This window comes from Faunimonas pinastri (genome assembly GCF_900110915.1).
Taxonomy (GTDB): domain Bacteria; phylum Pseudomonadota; class Alphaproteobacteria; order Rhizobiales; family Afifellaceae; genus Faunimonas; species Faunimonas pinastri.
The window spans coordinates 280,853-297,847 of record NZ_FOFG01000003.1 but is presented as its reverse complement, the minus strand read 5'-3'; the positions used below and the strand labels follow the sequence as shown (position 1 = coordinate 297,847).

Here is a 16,995-nt window from a genome sequence, read left to right as displayed (position 1 = left end):
TCGCTGAGATCGTAACGCGCCATCACCATGCTCCTCCCCGAACAGGTGAATCAGCCTTCGACCAGAAGCTCAACCCTTAATGAGTTCAGAACCTAGGGGAGAGCGCCGCTCTCCCCTGCGCTACAGGCGCCAAGGCTCGGCCGCCTTTATTCGCCGTATGGGACCCAGATGTTCTTCACCTGGGTGGCATGGCGGAGGTAGTCGCGCCCCTGGCCTTCGCTGGCGGACAGCCAGTTGCGGCTGCGGCCATGGCTGACCCAGGTGGCCTTGAGATTGCCGGCGGAGGCCTTCTCGACCGCCGCGCTGCCTTCGGCGCTGCCGACATACCAGAGCGCCGCCACCTCGTCGTGATCGGCCAAGACCTTCGCCAGCGCGTCGCTTTCGCCGGTGACGATGTTGACCACGCCGGCCGGCACGTCGCTGGTATCGAGCACCTGGTAGAAGTCGGTGGCCAGCAGCGGCTGCGACGCCGAGGGCACGGCGACGACCCGGTTGCCCATCGCGATCGCCGGCAGCACCAGCGAGACGAACCCCAGCAGCGGCGCCTCGTCCGGGCAGACGACCCCGACCACGCCCCAGGGCTCGTTGATGGCGAGCGTCACGTGCCGCGACTTCGTCGCGTGGACGTGGCCGTCGAACTTGTCGGCCCAGGCGGCGTACCAGAAGGTGCGGCGGATGGCAGCGCCCACCTCCTCGGCCGCCGCTTCCGGCGAGACGCCGGTCAGCGAGGCAAGCCGCGCCTCGAACTCGGCGGAACGGGTCTGCAGGTTTTCGGCAAGGTAATAAAGCACCTGCGCCCGGTTATGCGCGGTGACGCCGCCCCAGGAACTCGCCTTGGCGGCCGCCTCCACCGCGTTGCGGATGTCCTTGCGGTTGCCGAGCCCGGCCTGCCCCGCCGGTTCGCCGCGCCCGTTGCGGACAGTGTAGCTGTAGCCGGAATCCGGCCGCGCCTGCTTGCCGCCGACATAGAGCTTCGCCGTGCGGTCGATCGTCGGCGTGGAGGTGGCGAGGGCAACCCCTTCCGCCGCCCCTTCCGCCGCCCTTTCCGCCGGCAGCGCGGAAAGATCCGGCTTTGCCGCCGGCTGACCCTTCGCGAGCCCCTTCTCCCAGACGGGCGCCAGATATTCGTAAAGCCCCTCGCGGCCGCCCTCTCGGCCGAAGCCGCTTTCCCGGTAGCCGCCGAAGCCCGCGCCGGCATCGAACATGTTGGTGCAGTTGACCCAGACCACGCCGGCCTTCACCCGCGCGGCCACGTCCAGCGACAGGTTGACGTTCTCCGTCCAGATGGAGGCGGCGAGGCCATAGCGCGTGTTGTTGGCGAGCTGGATCGCCTCCTCCGGCGTGCGGAAGGTCATGGAGACCGCGACCGGGCCGAAGATCTCCACTTCCGCCACAGTGGAGGACGGCTCCACGTCGGTGAACAAGGTCGGCGGGAAGAAGCAGCCGTTTTCCGGCATCGGCGTGGAGGCCTGCCACATCGTGCCGCCCTCCGCCTTGCCCTTCTCCACCAGCTCGCGGATGCGGTCGAGCTGGACCGGGGCGACGATGGCGCCGACATCCACGGATTTGTCGAGCGGCGAGCCGACCCGCAGCGTTTCCATCCGGGTCTTCAGTTTGGAATGGAAGCGATCCGCCACGCCTTCCTGCACGAGGAGGCGCGAGCCGGCGCAGCAGACCTGACCCTGGTTGAACCAGATCGCGTCCACGACGCCTTCCACCGCGCCGTCGAGATCGGCGTCGTCGAAGACGATGAAGGGCGACTTGCCGCCAAGCTCCAGCGACAGCTTCTTGCCGGAGCCCGCCGTTTCCTGGCGGATTAGCCGGCCCACCTCGGTGGATCCGGTGAAGGCCACCTTGTCGACGCCGGGATGCTCCACCAGCGCCGCGCCCGTCCGCCCGTCGCCGGTGACGATGTTGACGACGCCCGCGGGCAGGCCGACCTCGCGGCAGATCTCGGCGAATGCCAGCGCCGTCAGCGGCGTGAACTCCGCTGGTTTCAGCACGATCGTGTTGCCGGCGGCCAGCGCCGGGGCGATCTTCCACGCCAGCATCAGGAGCGGAAAGTTCCACGGAATGATCTGGCCGCAGACGCCCACCGGCGCATGGCCCGGGAACTCCGTCTCGATCAGCTCAGCCCAGCCGGCATGGTGGTAAAAGTGCCGCGCGACCAGCGGAATGTCGATGTCGCGCGATTCCCGGATCGGCTTACCGTTATCCATCGTCTCCAGGACGGAGAGGAAGCGCTCGCGCTTCTGGATGTGGCGGGCGATGGCGTAGAGATAGCGGGCCCGCGTGTGGCCCGGCAGCTTCGACCATGTGCGGAAGGCGCGGCGCGCGGCATCCACCGCCTTGCCGACATCATCGGTCGTGCCCTGCGCCACGCAGCCAAGCGGCGTCGCGCGCGCGGGATCGCTGACCTCGAAGAACTCCACGTTCTCCGGCGACACGAAGGCGCCGTCGATGAAGTGCGTGAAGCCTTCGGAATGCTTCTCCAGCCAGGCCGTGACGTGGTCGCTGGCCTCCGGCGACGGTCCGTAATCCATGGTCTGAAGGATTTCCTTGATCTGGGGCATGCTGATCTCCCTCAGGCGAGTGCGTGGCGCGACGCGGAGGCGTAGCGGCCGGTGACGAAGTGTTCGAGCTGGCGCTCGATGTCGGCCAGCATGGAGCTGGCGCCGATGCGGAAGAGATGCGGGTCGAGCCACGCGTTGCCGAGTTCTTCCTTGATCAGGATCAGCCAGGCGAGCGAGTCCTTGGCGGTCTTCAACCCGCCCGCCGGCTTGAAGCCGACCTTCTCGCCCGTCCACTCGCCGTAATCGCGCAGCGCCCGGATCATCGTCAGGCTGACCGGCAGCGTGGCGTTCACGTCTTCCTTGCCCGTCGACGTCTTGATGAAGTCCGCGCCCGCCATCATCGCCACCATGCTGGCCTTGTAGACGTTGCGCAGCGTCTTCAGGTCGCCGGTGCCGAGGATCGCCTTGAGATGGGCGTGGCCGCAGGCCTCGCGCATCGCCTTCACCTCGTCATAGAGCGCCTGCCACTCGCCGAGGAGCACGTGCGAGCGGGTGATCACGATGTCGATCTCCTCCGCGCCCTCCTCCACGGCGTAGCGGATTTCCGCCAGCCGCTGCGGCAGCGGCGTGAGGCCCGCGGGAAAGCCGGTCGCCACCGACGCCACCGGAATGCCGGAACCGCGCAGCGCCTTCACCGCCGGGGCGACCATCGTGGGATAGACGCAGACCGCGCCCACTTTCGGCGGCTCGTCGGCGAGCCCCAGCGCTTCCACGATGTCTTCCCGCAGCGGTTTGCGCGCCTTCATGGCCAGACGGTGGACGCGGCCGGGCGTATCGTCGCCGGCAAGCGTCGTCAGGTCGATGCAGGTCAGCGCCTTCACCAGCCACGCCGCCTGGTATTCCTTCTTCACCGAGCGCCGCGTCGTCAGCGTACCCGCCCGGCGCTCCACCGCGCTCAGATTGACCTGGATGCTCTCGAACATCTCCGGCTTCAGCGCCGTGCCCTCGTTGCGTCTGGCGTTGCCGGTCATCGAAATGCTCTCCCCGCCGCCAATGGCGGCCTCGTTCGGCCCGCCGCCAACGGCGGCATCCCTAAGCCCACCGCCAACGGCGGCATCCCTAAGCCCACCGCCAGCGGCGGCATCCCTACGCCTGCCGCCAGCGGCGGCATCCATACCCTTCCCCAGCATCAGTCCCGTCCCATCCGGTAGTCGATCAGCCGGTTCAGAAGAATCGCGGCGATGATGATCACGCCGGTCACCGTCATCTGGTAGAAGGAACCAAGGCCGAGCAGATTGAAGATGTTGCGCAGTACTTGCAGCAGCATGACGGCGAAGAAGGTGCCGAGCACGCCGCCGCGCCCGCCGAAGAGGCTGGTGCCGCCGAGCACCACCGCGGCGATGGCATCGAGCTCCAGCCCTTGCGCCGCCGTCGGCTGGCCGATGCGCAGGCGCGAGGTGAGCAGCAGCCCGCCGATGCCCGCCATCAGCCCGGAAGCAGCGAAGACCGCGACCACAACCAGCCGCGTCGGCAGGCCGGAAAGCCGCGCCGCCTCGGCATTGCCGCCCGTCGCGTAGACATATTCGCCGAAGACCGTGTAGCGCAGCACCAGCCCGGCCACGATGCAGATGGCGACGAAGATGACGCCCATCAAAGGCAGCTCGTAGCCCGGCGCGACCGGGACCAATGTCGATCCAAAGGCGCCAAAGCCTTTGGGAAGACCGCTGATCGGCGTTCCCTCCGAAATCAGATAGGTGAGGCCTCGAAACGAGACCAGGCCCGCCAGCGTCACGATGAAGCTCGGCACCTTGGCGAAGGCACTGATGCCGCCCATGAGCGCGCCGAAGCCGGTGGTCACGACCAGCGTCATCAGCACGGCGAGGAACGGGTCCACGCCCTTCGACATCATCAGCGCGGCGACCATGCCGGACAGCGCCGTCATGCTGCCGACGGACAGGTCGATATTGGCGGTCAGGATGACGAAGGTCATGCCCACGGCCGCGATGCCGACCACCGTCGCCTGCTGGAACAGGTTCGCGATGTTGCCCCAGGTCAGGAAATTCCCCGACAGGCTGGTGGCCACCGCGACCACGACGAAGAAGATGACGATGAAATTATATTCGACCAGAAGGTCGAAGACCGTGGAGCCGACGCTTCGCCTCGGCGTAGCTGCGGCCGGTATTCCGCTGTCGCTTGCCAGCATGTCAGGCCCTTCCTCCCAGAATGGATGCCTTCAGGATCGTGTCTCGATTGTCGATCGAGGGGTCGAAGCGCTCGACGTTGCGACCTTCGTGAAAAACCCAGATCGCATCGCAGGCGGCATAAAGCTCTTCCAGTTCGCTGCTGGCGACGATCACCGCCGCTCCCTCGTCCGCCAGCTTCCGGACCAGCGCGTAGAGATCCGCCTTGGCGCCGACATCAAGGCCCCGGCTAGGCTCGTCCAGGAGCAGCACGCGGCTGCGGTCGATGATCCAGCGCGCCAGCACGACCTTCTGCTGGTTGCCGCCGGAGAGTTCGCGCACCGCACGCTCCGACGATTTGTACTTGGTCGACAGGCTGCGGAGCACCGGCTCTGCCGTTTCCTTGAGCCGCCGATGGCTGACCGTCCGGCTGCGCCGCAGGAATGGCAGCGTCGCGTTGCGATAGATCGGCGCGTCGAGGATCAGCCCTTCGGTCTTGCGGTTCTCCGGCACCAGCCCGAGTCCGAGACGAATCGCTTCCGCCGGGCTCTTCGGCTTCAGCGGACGCCCCTCAAGCTCGACATGTCCGCTAAAGGGAACATCGCCGAACAGCGCCTTCAGGAAGGTGGTGCGGCCGGAGCCGTTCAGCCCGGAAAGTCCGATCACCTCGCCCCAGCGAAGCTCGAAATCGCGGATGTCGAGGCCTTCCGGCCCGGTCATCTCGTGAACCCTCAGCGCCACGTCGCCGGTCACGGGCCGACGGGCGGCCCGCTCCACCAGCGAGCGGTTCTGCCCGATGACCGCTTCCACCAGAGTGGCTTCCGGCGTTCCCGCGACATCGAAGGTGTCGATGGTACGGCCGCCACGCAGCACGGTGACGCGGTCGCCGATCTCCTGGATCTCGTTGAGACGGTGGCTCACGTAAAGGATGGAGACGCCCTGCCGGACCAGATCGCGGATCACGCTGAACACGTTCTTCAGCTCGTGCTCGTTCAGCGCCGCCGAAGGCTCGTCCATGATGATGACCTTGGCGTCGGTCGTCAGCGAACGGGCGATGGCGGTCAGCTGCTGGTTGGCGACGGATAGCCGCTCCACCCGCGTTTCCGGTGGGAACGTCGCTCCGATCCGCCGCAGCGCCTCGCGGGCCTTTTCCCGCCGCGTCCGCCGGTCCACCAGCCCCAGCCGCGTGGGCGCGTGACCGAGGAACAGGTTCTGCTCGACGGTGAGCTGCGGCACGAGGTCCAGCTCCTGGTAGATCATCGAGATGCCCGCGGCCGTGCCTTCGCTCGGCGAGTGCAGCTTCAAGGGACGGCCCTCCAGCAGCAGTTCCCCGTCGCTCGGCCGCATCGCGCCCGCCATGATCTTCAGCAGGGTCGACTTGCCGGCGCCGTTCGCGCCAAGGAGGCAATGCACCTCGCCGGGCCGAACGGAGAGCGACGCATCCTCCAGTGCCAAGATGTTGGGCGGAAACCGCTTGGCGACATGGCGGACCGTGAGGACATCGACCGCCGCTCCTGCGGCGCTTGCGCCAGTGACCTGAACTTTCCGGTCCGCCAGTTGCACCACGGATGCGGTCATGAATGGCTCCTCCCCTGCTCGGCCCGGCGGGCAAGCTGGTGGGAGATCTCGCCCACCTGCCGCGTCGCTTCGCGGTAGAGGACCAGCATCTCGGCGTACCGGCTATGCGCCGCGCCGTCCGGCACGACCAGCTCGGCGGGCGCAGCGCAATAATCGGAAGCGGTCTGGAGATCGGGAAAGGCGCCGATGGCGGTCGCGGCGGCGACGGCCGAGCCGATCAAAGAGAGATTGTCCTGCCGCGCGACATGCACCGGCATGCCGATCGCCTCGACCGTCGCCTGCAGCCACAGCGGATTCTTGCAGATACCGCCCGCGATCACGAGATGATCCACCGGCACGCCCTTGGCGACGAGATCGGCCACGACATTGGCCGAGCCCAGCGCCACGGCCTCCACGGCGGAGCGGTAGATCGTCGCCCGGTCGTGCCAGAGCGACAGGCCGAGGATCGCGCCGCGAAGGTCGGGGTCGCGGTAGGGCGTCCGGTTGCCCATCCAGTAATCCAGCGTCACCAGCCCGCTGGAACCGACGGGCACTTCGGCCGCCTGCGCCAGCAGCGCCTCGAAGCCGCGCTGGTCCAGCCCGAAGATCCGGTCGGACAGCCAGCTCAGGATGGAACCGGCGGAAACCTGCCCGCCCTCGATCAGCCAGAGCCCATCCACCAGCGCATCGGGATAAGGCCCCCAGATGCCGGGAAGATCGCGCTGCCGGTCGGAATGGATGAGATGCACCACCGACGTGCCGCCGATCATCAGCATGCGGCCGGGCGCGACGGTGCCGGCGCCGAAGACGCCGATATGCGCATCGATGCCGCCCTGCGCGACGACCGGAGCGCCGGCGATGCCGAGTTCGGCTGCAAGCTCCGGCTTCAGCGCGGCGAGGGCCTCGCCGACGGGAACGATGTCGGAGGGAAGTTTATCGAGAAGGTCGGGCACGCCGAAAGCCTCGAAGAGCTCCGGCGAGAATCGGCGCTGCAGGGGATCGTAGTTCCACTTGCAGGTGGCGTTGAGCCGCGACCCGGCCCAGCGGCCGGTCAGGCGGAAATTGATGAAATCCACCGCCTCGCAAAGCACCTCGGAGGCGGCATAGGTTTCCCGCTCGTGCTCGGCCAGCCACATCGCCTTGGGCACCAGCCATTCCACCGCATCGCCCTCGCCGCTATAGGCAAGGACCGGGTGACGGACCTGGCCGGTGCGCGCCGACTGGGCGGCGGCGCGGCAATCCATCCACAGAATGGCCGGACGCAGTGGGCTTCCGTCGCGGCGGCAGGCGACCACGGTGGAAGCGGTGGTCGCCACCGAGATGCCGGCGATGCCGCGCTTGCCCGTGGCGGCGACCGCCTCGGCGGCGGCCGCCTTCATGGCGGTCCACCACTCCTCGGGATCCTGCTCCGCCCAGCCCGGGCGCGGATGGCTCGTGGCATAGGGCCGCTCGGCGACCGAGATCATCCGCGCGGCCGCCAGATCGTAGACGCCGGCACGAATGCCGCCGGTGCCGAAATCAAGCGAAAGAACGAGCGACATGAAGGCTCCTTCCGTTCGCGCTCAGGGGCGGAACATGACCTTGGAGAAGAAGAAGCCGCCCTGCTTGAAGCGGTCGAACATGCCGGGCAGTTCGGCGAGATCCAGCTCGTGCGTGATCATGAACTCCCATTTCAGGTCGCCGGAGCCGAGCTTTTCGAGGGAGACGGTCCACTGGTCGCCGGGGAACGGCGCGCCGAACGAGTTCCACGAACCGTGCAGGGAGACTTCCTGGCGGAGAAAATGCTGGAACGTCGCGTTCTCCAGCGTCACGTCGCCCACCGGGATGCCGATGAAGGAGATGTGGCCGCCCGGCCCCGCCATGCGCACGGCGCGGTTGATCGAACTGGGGTGGCCGGCCGCCTCCACCACGACATCGCAGAGAAGGTCCGGGTCGACCGTTGCGGAGGAGAGCGCGGTATGGGTCGCGCCGGCTTCGCGCGCCATCTCCAGCTTTTCCTCCGAAACGTCGACGGCCACGACCTCGCTGGCGCCCATCAGCTTCATGTACTGGATGGCGAAGAGACCGATCGGGCCGCAGCCGATGACGCCGCCGCGCCGGCCGATGGTGAAGCCGCCCGCCTTCCAGATCGCATGAAGCGCGATGGAGGCCGGATCGGTCATGGCGACCGCGCGCGGATCGATGCCCGCCGGCGTCTTCAGCAGGTTGGAAAGCGGCACCGCCACATATTCGGCGTAGGCGCCATCGCGGCGGCTGCCGAAATAATCGTACTTCCGGCAGCGGGAATACTGGCCGCGCAGGCACTGGTCGCATTCGTTGCAGGCGATGAGCGGCGGCACCGCCACGAGTTCGCCCTTGTCGAAGCCCCGCACCCCGGCTCCGAGATCCACGATCTCGCCGGAGAATTCATGCCCGCAGATCAGCGGCATCCGGTGCGCGCCCTTGATCAGCATGCGCGGCAGGTCCGAGCCGCAGACGCCCACGGCATTCACCCGCAGGAGAACTTCGTCGGCCTTGGGCTGGGGAACGGGAACATCTTCCAGACGGATGTCGCCGGGGGCGTGGAGAACTGCCGCGCGCATGGAAAAACCTGCTTCTGACTTGGAAAGGTTGGGGCCGCCCGTCGCCCCTTGCACGGGGGAACGACCCGTCCGGGCGAGGCGGGAGAGAGGGTCTCCCGCCGGCCGGCTCTACTGGCCGAGCACTTTCGGCCGATATTCGGCGAACAGGCCGTCGTGCTTCACGGCGCCGACCGTGTCCTTGGTCACGACCTGCGTCCCGGCATCCACAAAGGCCGGGACCTTGCCGCCGTTCTTGAGCTCGCGAGCCACCTGGATCGTCACGTCGCCAAGGTATTTCGGATCGTTCAATGACGTCGCGACATACTGGTTGCCGCTCTGGATCGCCTCGAGCGCCTCGGACAGGCCGTCGACACCGGCGACCATGACGTCCTTGCGCCCGGCTTCCTGCAGGACCTGCAACGCGCCCAGCGCCATGTCGTCGTTGTGGGCGTAGACGACGGCCACGTCGGGGTTGGCCTGCAGCAGGTCCTGCATCGCCGTCACCGCGTTGGCGCGCACATATTCCGCGTACGGACCCTCGACGATCTTGGCGCCGGAGCCCTCGACCGCACTATGGAAGCCGTCGCGGCGGTCCATCATGACGGCGCCGCCGGCATCACCCTGGATCTCGATGATCTTGGCGTTCGACTTGCCGGCCTTCTTCAGCGCGGCGACGACCGCCTCGCCGACGAGCTTGCCCATCTGCTTGTTGTCGCGACCGATATGGGCGGAAACCTTCTCGCCCACGCTGCGATCGACGGTGATGACCGGGATCTTGGCAGCCTTGGCGGCTTCCAGCGAGGGCCCGACCGCGTCGGCGTTGACCGGATTCACGATCAGCACGTCGACCTTCTGCGTGATCAGATCCTGGATGTCGTTGTTCTGCTTGCTGACGTCGCCATTGGCATCGAGGAACACCAGTTCGTCGCCATCCGCCTTGGCGGCGGCCGCCGCGCCGTCGCGAAGCTGCACGTAGAAGGGCGACTGCAGGGTCACCTGGCTGAAGCCGAAGCGAAGGCCCTTCGCCTCAGCCCCCCCGGCGGCAGCCACGATCGTCAGTCCCAGCGCCGCGCCGCACAGAAGCCGCGCCACAAAATGCGTGTTCATGTTTCCCTCCCGGTAAATCACTTTTGTGATTTTTCTGCTCTTATGTTGATGAAGGTATGCGTGGCATTCTGGCTCGTCAAACGAATTCGTCGCTGCAGGTGCGAAGGGACGGGCACGGCAAAGCACGCGGCGGCGATCCCTCGAAAAGGGTGCCGGGGCTCTGCGGCGGGACTTCAGGCAGGAAGATGCGAGGCAGCTCGACGGCCGCCGGGAGGGTCACCGTTCAGCGCGAACGGTCTAGCTAATGCGCGTCAGTCGCCGAGCACGTGCAGCGCCGTTTCCTCATCGGTGATGAAGACATTGGCGTAGCCGGATTTGAGCGCGCTCAGGGCGATCGCGTGCTTGGAGCGGCCGGAGGAGACGCCGACGGCCCGCTCCTTGGTACGGAGCGCTTCGAGACGGAGCCCAAGGGTTCTGGCGTCGAGATCGGGATCGGCGATGCTGCCGTCCGCCGTGATGAAGCGGCCGAGAACGTCGCCCACCGCGCCGCGCCCTCCCAGCCGCGCGATATCGTCGGGATCGATGTAGCCGGAGCCGACAAGCACCGAGTCGGCGGAAAGCGCGCCCATGCCGAAGCAGATCACCGGGGCTTCGGCCGCCAGTTCCATCACCTTGGCCACCACGGGATCCTGCTCCAGGATCTCGCGGGTGCTGCGCTTGCCGACGATGGCGGGCACCGGCAGCAGCGTGGCGAGACCGTTGCCGGCCTGCGCGAAGAGTTCGGCCACCATGTTGGTCTGCACCACCGACGAGCGGAGATTTGCCGCGCCGTTCACCAGAACGACCTGGATGCCGTCGTTCCAACCGGCGGGAAGCGCATGGGCGATGGCCGCCATGGTGCGGCCCCAGGAAACGCCGATAAGCCGGATCGGCGGATTGATGCTGGCCAGATACTTGGCCGCCGCGCGCGCCACCGTTTCCATGGCGATGCCCTCGTCCTCGGCGCCGGCCGTGGAGACGACGATCGCCTCGCGAAGCTCGAAGGTCCTCTGCAGCCGCACTTCCAGATCGGGCCGGCGCTGGGAACGCGGGGCGATCTCGATGCGCACGATGCCCAGTTCGCGCGCTTCCCGGATCAGCCGGCTCACCTGCCACCGGGTCAGGCCCAGTTCCCGCGCGATCTCGCTCTGCGTGCGCTCAAGATCGTAATAGAGCTTGGCCGCCTGCACCATGAGCTGTTCCCGGCTCTCGTCGGACGGCAATCTCGCGGAAGCGGTTTCGGTGGAGGTCATCGGGCGGCCCATGTCCCGCGCGTCGCCGCGCGGGAGCGAAAGAATGACCGGATCGCGGAGGAGCGCCGCGCCGGACCTTGCGAGCTATATCGCAGGTTGTCCGCGTCTGCCACCGAGGCGGCCACGCCCCGGATCGGAAAGGCCGGCGAGCGGCCGGCCCTTCCCTGTCGCGTCAGCCCTTGTCCGGGCCGAATTATTCGCCGCTCCATCCCCCATAGGACTTCACATTGTCGGCGGTCACCAGTTCCGGCTTCAGCAGCACCGTCTTCTCCGGGGGCGCCTTGCCGTTGGTGATGTCGACGGCGTAGCGGTAGGCCTCGGACGCCATCTTGTAGGGTGCCTGCGCCGAGGAAGCCTTGATCAGCGAAGAGCCGCTTTCCATCGCCGTGACGACATCGGGCGAGCCATCGACGGCGGTGATGAAGAACTCGCCGCGCTGCAACTGCTTGGCCGCGAGATCCACGCCGATAGCCGTCGGATCGTTGACCGCGAAGATCGCGTCTACCTTGCTGAAGCGCGTCAGCAGGCCCTGGCCTGCCGCAAGGCCGCCATCGCGCGAGGCCTGACCGTTCTGGTCGGACGACAGGACCTTGATCTCGGGATGCGCTGACAGCACCTCCTGGCAACCCTTCACCCGGTCGACGATGGCGGAGATCGGCGGCCCGTTGACGATGATGACGTCGCCCTTCCCGCCCGGCAGATGATCGACGATGTACTGGCACGCCTGGCGCCCGGCCTCGACATTGTCCGTCATCACGGTCACGTCGACGCCCTCTGCCGTCACGTCGAAGGCGGAGACCGTCACGCCGGCCGCCTTTGCCTTGGCGATAGCGGGCTTGATGCCGACGGGATCCACCGCGTTCAGCATGATGATCTTGGCGCCAGACGCGATGAAGTTGTCGATCTGGTTGAACTGCTTGCCGAGGTCGTAATCGGCGGAAACGGCGGTGACCTGCGCGCCCGGGGTGAGCTTGGCGATGGTTTCCTGGATGCCCTTGTTGGTGACGGCGTAATAGGGGTTGCCCAGCGATCCGACCGTGATGCCGACCTTGGTGATGTCCTTGGCCATCGCCGGGGTCACGGCGAGCGCCGCCGTAACCATCAGGGCGGCCCGGCAGAGTTTCTGCGTCCTCATCTTTTCCTCCACTGTGTTCGCGGATCTTGCGCCCGCTCTCTTTCGACAGCCTCGCTGTCAGAGCCTTGCCAGCCGGGCGAACGGCCCGGCCATGGTGTCCAGTAGGTCGGCATAGAGCCGGGCCATCTCCGGGTACGGACCGGAGGCCCCGTCGGCGGCCCCCTCGGCGGACCCCTCGGCGGGCTGCGTCGGCGCGCCCTGCGGCTTGGCGAAGCGGCGGGCCGTCGCCGCGAGGTCCGGGAAAAGGCCGACCGCGTGCCCGGCGACGATGGCGCTGCCCAGCGTGCCCGTCTCTGTGCGGTCGAGCCCTTGATAGGGAAGCTGCAGGATGTCCGACTTGATCTGGCGGAACAGCGGGCTCTTTGCGCCGCCGCCCATGTTCATCGCCCGCACCAGTTCCAGCCCGGGCACGATCTCGCGCACGGAGCGGAGATAGAGCGCGTATTCGTAGCCGATGCTCTCCATCATGGCGCGGAACATGTGGCCCTTGCCGTGGCGCCAGTTGAGCCCGATGAACGCGCCGCGCATGTCGGTGTTGTTGGGCGTATTGCGGCCGCCGAGATGGGGCAGGAAAACCAGCCGGTCGGAACCGGCCGGAGCCTCGGCCGCGAGCCGGCAAAGCGCGTCGTAGGGCGCGATGCCCGAGGCCTCCCAGTCCTTCTTCTCGGTCCCGCAGATCTCGTCGCGGAACCAGCGAAGGTTCAGCCCGCCGCCCGCGACATAGGCCATCGCGTAATAAAGGCCGGGGATCACGTGCGGGCAGGTCATCAGCGCGCCGTAGCGCTGGTCGGTGGCGAAGCGGTCGATCACGACGGAGAAGACGGAGGCCGTGCCGCTGACATCGAAGACCGTGCCGGGATCCACCATGCCAGCGCCCAGCACGTTGGCCGCCTGATCGCCGCAACCCGCCGCGATCGGCATGCCGGCCCGCAGCCCGGTCTGGCTCGCCGCCGCCTCAGTCAGGTGGCCGACGATGTCCCAGGGTTCCACGATCCGGGGCAGCTTGCTGTCGTCGAGCCCGAAGCGCCCGAGGAGATCCGTGTTCCAGCGGACGTTTTCGGTATCGGCGAAGGTCGTGAAGTTCAGATAGGTGCGGTCGATGAAGGCGTCCTCGCCCTTCAGCCCCGCCAGGCGCCCCGCGACATAGGCCGCCGGTTGCACGAACCTGGCGATGCGGTCCCAGATCTCCGGCTGCTCTTCCTTCCAGTAGAGCATCTTGGGGCCGTGATTGTAGGACGGCACGCAGCCGGAAACGCTCAGGATCTCCGCCCCGGCGGATTTCAGGCGTTCCACCTGCGGCGCGCAACGATTGTCCAGCCAGTTGTCGTACTGGGTCGGCGTGCCCCAATCGGCATCGACCGTGGATACGCCGGCCATCTGGCCGCTGATCGCGAGCGAGGCGACCGTGGCGGGATCGATGGCGGCCGCCTCCAGCGCGCCGGCGATCGTGCGGACGACGGAGCCGTAGAGATCCTCCGGCATCTGCTCCACCCAGCCCGGACGCGGATAGTGCAGCACCGATTCCTCGAAGGCTTCGGCGACGAGCCGGCCGTCTTCGTCATAGATGCCGGTTTTCGTCCCCATCGTGCCGATATCGATGCCGATGACATGCGTGGTCATGAGGATGAGGACTCCGGTTGGCCGGGTTTCCGGTTCTTGGAATGCAGCGCCTGCTCGGCGGCGAGCGACCATTTCGCGCTCTCCCCGCCCGGTTTTTCCGCATCGCGAAGCAGCGTGAACGGCAGGTCGGGGACGCCCGGGAAGATCGCGACCTTACCGGAAAGCCGGCCTTCGGTGACGGCGGCAAAGGCCTCGGGCACCGCGTCGAAGCCGGCGACCGCTTCCAGGTTTCCGAGAATATCGAAATCCGCTTCCGTCACCCGGGCGAGAACGGCGAGCTGGTCGGCGACGGCGGAACCCGTGGAGCCGGTAAAGCGCGCGCCGGCGGACGCCACGCGCCCCAGCGGCAGGCGGCAGGGCTGGCCATAGGCGGTGCCGGCGAAGATCACGAGCATGCCGTCCGGCTTCATCCATCCGGCCGCGCGCTCGACAACCGCTGCATCCGGCGCGACCACGGCGATGTCGTCGCAGCCTTGCGGCGCAATCCCCGCCAGCGTCGCGGGAAGCCTGTCCTCCGCGACGACGATCAGCCGGCGACCACGCCGTTCCGCGATGGCGCCGAAGTCGCGCTCCAGCGCCTCGATCCGGTGCGCCTGCCGCGTGGTCGCGATCACGGTGGCCGGACCATCCGCCATTTCCAGCGCACGGTGAACGTGGATGCGGCCCATCGCGCCGCCCGCGCCGAGCACCAGGGCGACGCCGCCCGGCCGCAGCTCGAAGCGGTTGCGCGCCGGATCGAAAGCGGCGCCGATCTCCGGGCCCGGCGTGCCGACGAAGGAGAGCGATTGATAATGGATGCGAGCGGGATCCACCGGCACGGGATCGTCGCCGCCCCTGCCCGCCAGCGTCATCATTCCGCCGGGCGCGAGATGCGGGATCAGCGCCGCCATGGCCTCCGCGAAGTCGTCACCGCAAAGCACGATATCGTCGAACGCGCCGTCGACGTCCTCCAGCCGCGCCAGTTCGCGAACCGCACCCGCCCGCGCCCCGGCCCATTCGGCCAACGCCGCCGGGGCTGCGACCAGTACCGCTTCGGCCGGCCGGCATTCGGACGAGAGGTGCATCGCCGCGCCGCCGGGCAGACCGACGACCAGCATGCGCCCGCCAGCCTTCAGGTCGGTGCGGCTGTTGGGCCGATAAGCGGCCTCGACGCAGGAATAGGGTTCGAGAAGTGCCGCCGCCGCGGAACTCATGCCCTGGGGCAGCGGAAACACGAACGCGTCGCTCCCCGCCCCATCGCTGTCGCCAAGCACGCGGCCGTCCAGGCGGATATATTCCGCCATGGCACCGGGCAAATCCATTCCGACGACCAGCCGCTTCGGGCCGCCGGTCAGCGCCGGCTGCAAGCCGAGACGATCACCGGAACGGTAGCGGTGCTTCCAGCGGGCGCCGACGGCAACAACCGTCAGGGCCATCTCGTGGCCCAGCACCACCGGCTCGCTGGCAAGATCCCGCGCCTGGAACAGCGGATGGCTGGCCCCCATGCGGATGATCTTCACGTCGGAGGAGCAGATGCAGGCTGCATCGATGCGGGCGATCACCTCATCGTCGCCGGGCGGCGGGAATTCCTGCTCCACCGGGCGGCCGGCAACGCCGAGGTCACGCACGCCGCCGCCCTGAAAGGGCCAGAAGCGATTGAAGACGGGTAAGGCGAAATCAGGTTCGTCGGTCATGGCACTGCCCATGCGGCTGAGCCGCTGTCGCGCAAATCGGAGGCCAAATCCGTCTCATGCGGTGCTCGCGGCAACAGCCGTCGCACCGGCGGAGCGGAGATCAGCCGAAGGACGATGAGATCTGGCGGAGACCGGGGGCTTCCTGGCGGCGCGGCGAATGCGCGGCGGGCCGAAACGCTGATGCAGGTCGGAATACGCCTGAAGGCACGCGGGCATAGAAAGCGTTCATTGTTCCACCCTTGGTTCGCCGCTTGGAGTACGGCGATTGTCGCTGATCGTCCGGCGCATCTTTGTGCGCTCATTTGTGAGACGACTGCTCTTTTGAGAGTTTTTATCGGTGCTTTACGGGCCTGTCAATGCGGGGTGGAGGCCGCTCCCGGCGCAATCGATCGGCCCGGTCACGCCGGAAAGGCCGACGAGCCGCCGATACGGGTGAGCGCATCGCAGAGCCACGCGATACCGCCATCGCCCCTGTCGCGCGGATGCCAGGCAAGTTCCACCGACAGGACGATGTCGGGTAGCGGCAGATCGTGGCAGGCCAGGCCGCGGGCGAACACGACATCCGCCATCCAGTGCTTGGGCACCGCCGCGACGAGGTCCGTTCCCAGGACCACACGGCGCATCTCGAACCAGCTCGGCACAGACATGACCACCCGGCGTCTCAGCCCCAGCCGTTCCAGCGCCTCGTCGATGCCGTTGGTCCCCACCGCGCCCGCCGTGACCTTGAGATGCGGCAGCGCCACGTATCGGTCGAGGGTCATCGGGGTGGCCGCGCCGGGGTGGCTGGCCGCCATCACCACGGCGAACCGATCCGTGAACAGCGGCCGGCTGGTGTCATGCACCAGCGTGCGACGGCCGCGCTCCGCCCTCAGTTGCACCTCGCCGGGTTCGATCGGCCTGTCTCCAGGCGCGCCCACCGGCAACACGGCCAGCTGCACGCCGGGAGCGTCGCGGCGAAGCAACGTGCAAAGCGGCGTGAGCAGCGTCGGCGAGACGTATTCCGACAGGCGCAGGGTGAAACCGCGCCTGCTGCTTCCCGGATCGAAGCTGCCCTTCTCCCGAAGCGCCGCGGAAATCTCCGCCAAGGCGGGCCGCACCGTTTCCAGCACACGAAGCGCCACGGGGGTGGGCTGCATTCTGCCGCCCTGGCGCACCATCACCTCGTCGTCCAGCAAGCGCCGCAGCCGCCGCAAGGCATGGCTTGCCGCGGACTGGCTGAGCCCCAGCTGGTACGCCGCCGCAGAAACGCTCCGTTGCTCCACCAGCGCGGCGAGCACCGTAAGGAGGTTGAGATCCACCTCGCGCAGGTTCACGACCGGATCTCTCCTGCCGTCGCACTATGAATCCCGTGCATGTCCTTATGCATGCCGCCTGCTTGGCTTATGCGCCCTCGCCTGTCTAGCCTCTGCGCAATCAC

At 67.6% G+C, this 16,995-nt stretch carries 12 protein-coding genes; all 12 read right to left on the bottom strand.

What is annotated here, in order from left to right; translation table 11 throughout:
• Positions 1-146: 146 nt before the first annotated feature.
• The gene (locus BMY25_RS06795) at positions 147-2,573 is read right to left on the bottom strand and encodes an aldehyde dehydrogenase family protein (protein WP_092495856.1); all 2,427 of its coding nucleotides are present in this window, start codon (positions 2,571-2,573) and stop codon (positions 147-149) included.
• 11 nt (positions 2,574-2,584) lie between these two features.
• Positions 2,585-3,544: a deoxyribose-phosphate aldolase gene (gene deoC, locus BMY25_RS06790; RefSeq protein ID WP_092495855.1), complete on the bottom strand. Its 960-nt coding sequence runs from the start codon at positions 3,542-3,544 to the stop codon at positions 2,585-2,587.
• A gap of 158 nt (positions 3,545-3,702) precedes the next feature.
• Positions 3,703-4,716: an ABC transporter permease gene (locus BMY25_RS06785; RefSeq protein ID WP_092495854.1), complete on the bottom strand. Its 1,014-nt coding sequence runs from the start codon at positions 4,714-4,716 to the stop codon at positions 3,703-3,705.
• 1 nt (position 4,717) lies between these two features.
• Positions 4,718-6,271 carry a sugar ABC transporter ATP-binding protein gene (locus BMY25_RS06780; protein WP_092495853.1) on the bottom strand — a complete coding sequence of 518 codons (1,554 nt, stop codon included), beginning with the start codon at positions 6,269-6,271 and terminating at the stop codon, positions 4,718-4,720.
• On the bottom strand, positions 6,268-7,791 hold the full coding sequence (locus BMY25_RS06775) for an FGGY-family carbohydrate kinase (protein ID WP_092495852.1): 1,524 nt from the start codon (positions 7,789-7,791) through the stop codon (positions 6,268-6,270). The genes BMY25_RS06780 and BMY25_RS06775 overlap by 4 nt, the downstream gene beginning before the upstream one ends.
• A gap of 21 nt (positions 7,792-7,812) precedes the next feature.
• Complete coding sequence (locus tag BMY25_RS06770) at positions 7,813-8,832, bottom strand: galactitol-1-phosphate 5-dehydrogenase (RefSeq protein ID WP_092495851.1); 1,020 nt, start codon at positions 8,830-8,832, stop codon at positions 7,813-7,815.
• Between the two features lie 108 nt (positions 8,833-8,940).
• The gene (locus BMY25_RS06765) at positions 8,941-9,918 is read right to left on the bottom strand and encodes a substrate-binding domain-containing protein (protein WP_092495850.1); all 978 of its coding nucleotides are present in this window, start codon (positions 9,916-9,918) and stop codon (positions 8,941-8,943) included.
• 251 nt (positions 9,919-10,169) lie between these two features.
• Positions 10,170-11,150 carry a sugar-binding transcriptional regulator gene (locus BMY25_RS06760; RefSeq protein ID WP_092495891.1) on the bottom strand — a complete coding sequence of 327 codons (981 nt, stop codon included), beginning with the start codon at positions 11,148-11,150 and terminating at the stop codon, positions 10,170-10,172.
• Between the two features lie 193 nt (positions 11,151-11,343).
• Positions 11,344-12,285: an ABC transporter substrate-binding protein gene (locus BMY25_RS06755; RefSeq protein WP_092495890.1), complete on the bottom strand. Its 942-nt coding sequence runs from the start codon at positions 12,283-12,285 to the stop codon at positions 11,344-11,346.
• A 57-nt stretch (positions 12,286-12,342) separates the two neighbouring features.
• Complete coding sequence (locus tag BMY25_RS06750) at positions 12,343-13,905, bottom strand: FGGY-family carbohydrate kinase (RefSeq protein WP_177176746.1); 1,563 nt, start codon at positions 13,903-13,905, stop codon at positions 12,343-12,345.
• Positions 13,902-15,578, bottom strand: a complete 1,677-nt coding sequence (locus tag BMY25_RS06745) for an alcohol dehydrogenase catalytic domain-containing protein (protein ID WP_177176745.1) — start codon at positions 15,576-15,578, stop codon at positions 13,902-13,904. Before BMY25_RS06745 ends, BMY25_RS06750 begins: the two co-directional genes overlap by 4 nt.
• 398 nt (positions 15,579-15,976) lie before the next feature.
• Positions 15,977-16,891, bottom strand: coding sequence for a LysR family transcriptional regulator (locus BMY25_RS06740; RefSeq protein WP_092495847.1), 915 nt, complete (start codon positions 16,889-16,891; stop codon positions 15,977-15,979).
• Positions 16,892-16,995 lie beyond the last annotated feature (104 nt).

What these genes read in the sequence shown, in the direction of transcription:
- BMY25_RS06795 (WP_092495856.1), bottom strand. Translation starts at nt 2,573, where the DNA reads ATGCCCCAGATCAAGGAAATCCTTCAGACCATGGATTACGGACCGTCG.
- deoC (WP_092495855.1), bottom strand. Translation starts at nt 3,544, where the DNA reads ATGACCGGCAACGCCAGACGCAACGAGGGCACGGCGCTGAAGCCGGAG.
- BMY25_RS06785 (WP_092495854.1), bottom strand. Translation starts at nt 4,716, where the DNA reads ATGCTGGCAAGCGACAGCGGAATACCGGCCGCAGCTACGCCGAGGCGA.
- BMY25_RS06780 (WP_092495853.1), bottom strand. Translation starts at nt 6,271, where the DNA reads ATGACCGCATCCGTGGTGCAACTGGCGGACCGGAAAGTTCAGGTCACT.
- BMY25_RS06775 (WP_092495852.1), bottom strand. Translation starts at nt 7,791, where the DNA reads ATGTCGCTCGTTCTTTCGCTTGATTTCGGCACCGGCGGCATTCGTGCC.
- BMY25_RS06770 (WP_092495851.1), bottom strand. Translation starts at nt 8,832, where the DNA reads ATGCGCGCGGCAGTTCTCCACGCCCCCGGCGACATCCGTCTGGAAGAT.
- BMY25_RS06765 (WP_092495850.1), bottom strand. Translation starts at nt 9,918, where the DNA reads ATGAACACGCATTTTGTGGCGCGGCTTCTGTGCGGCGCGGCGCTGGGA.
- BMY25_RS06760 (WP_092495891.1), bottom strand. Translation starts at nt 11,150, where the DNA reads ATGACCTCCACCGAAACCGCTTCCGCGAGATTGCCGTCCGACGAGAGC.
- BMY25_RS06755 (WP_092495890.1), bottom strand. Translation starts at nt 12,285, where the DNA reads ATGAGGACGCAGAAACTCTGCCGGGCCGCCCTGATGGTTACGGCGGCG.
- BMY25_RS06750 (WP_177176746.1), bottom strand. Translation starts at nt 13,905, where the DNA reads ATGACCACGCATGTCATCGGCATCGATATCGGCACGATGGGGACGAAA.
- BMY25_RS06745 (WP_177176745.1), bottom strand. Translation starts at nt 15,578, where the DNA reads ATGACCGACGAACCTGATTTCGCCTTACCCGTCTTCAATCGCTTCTGG.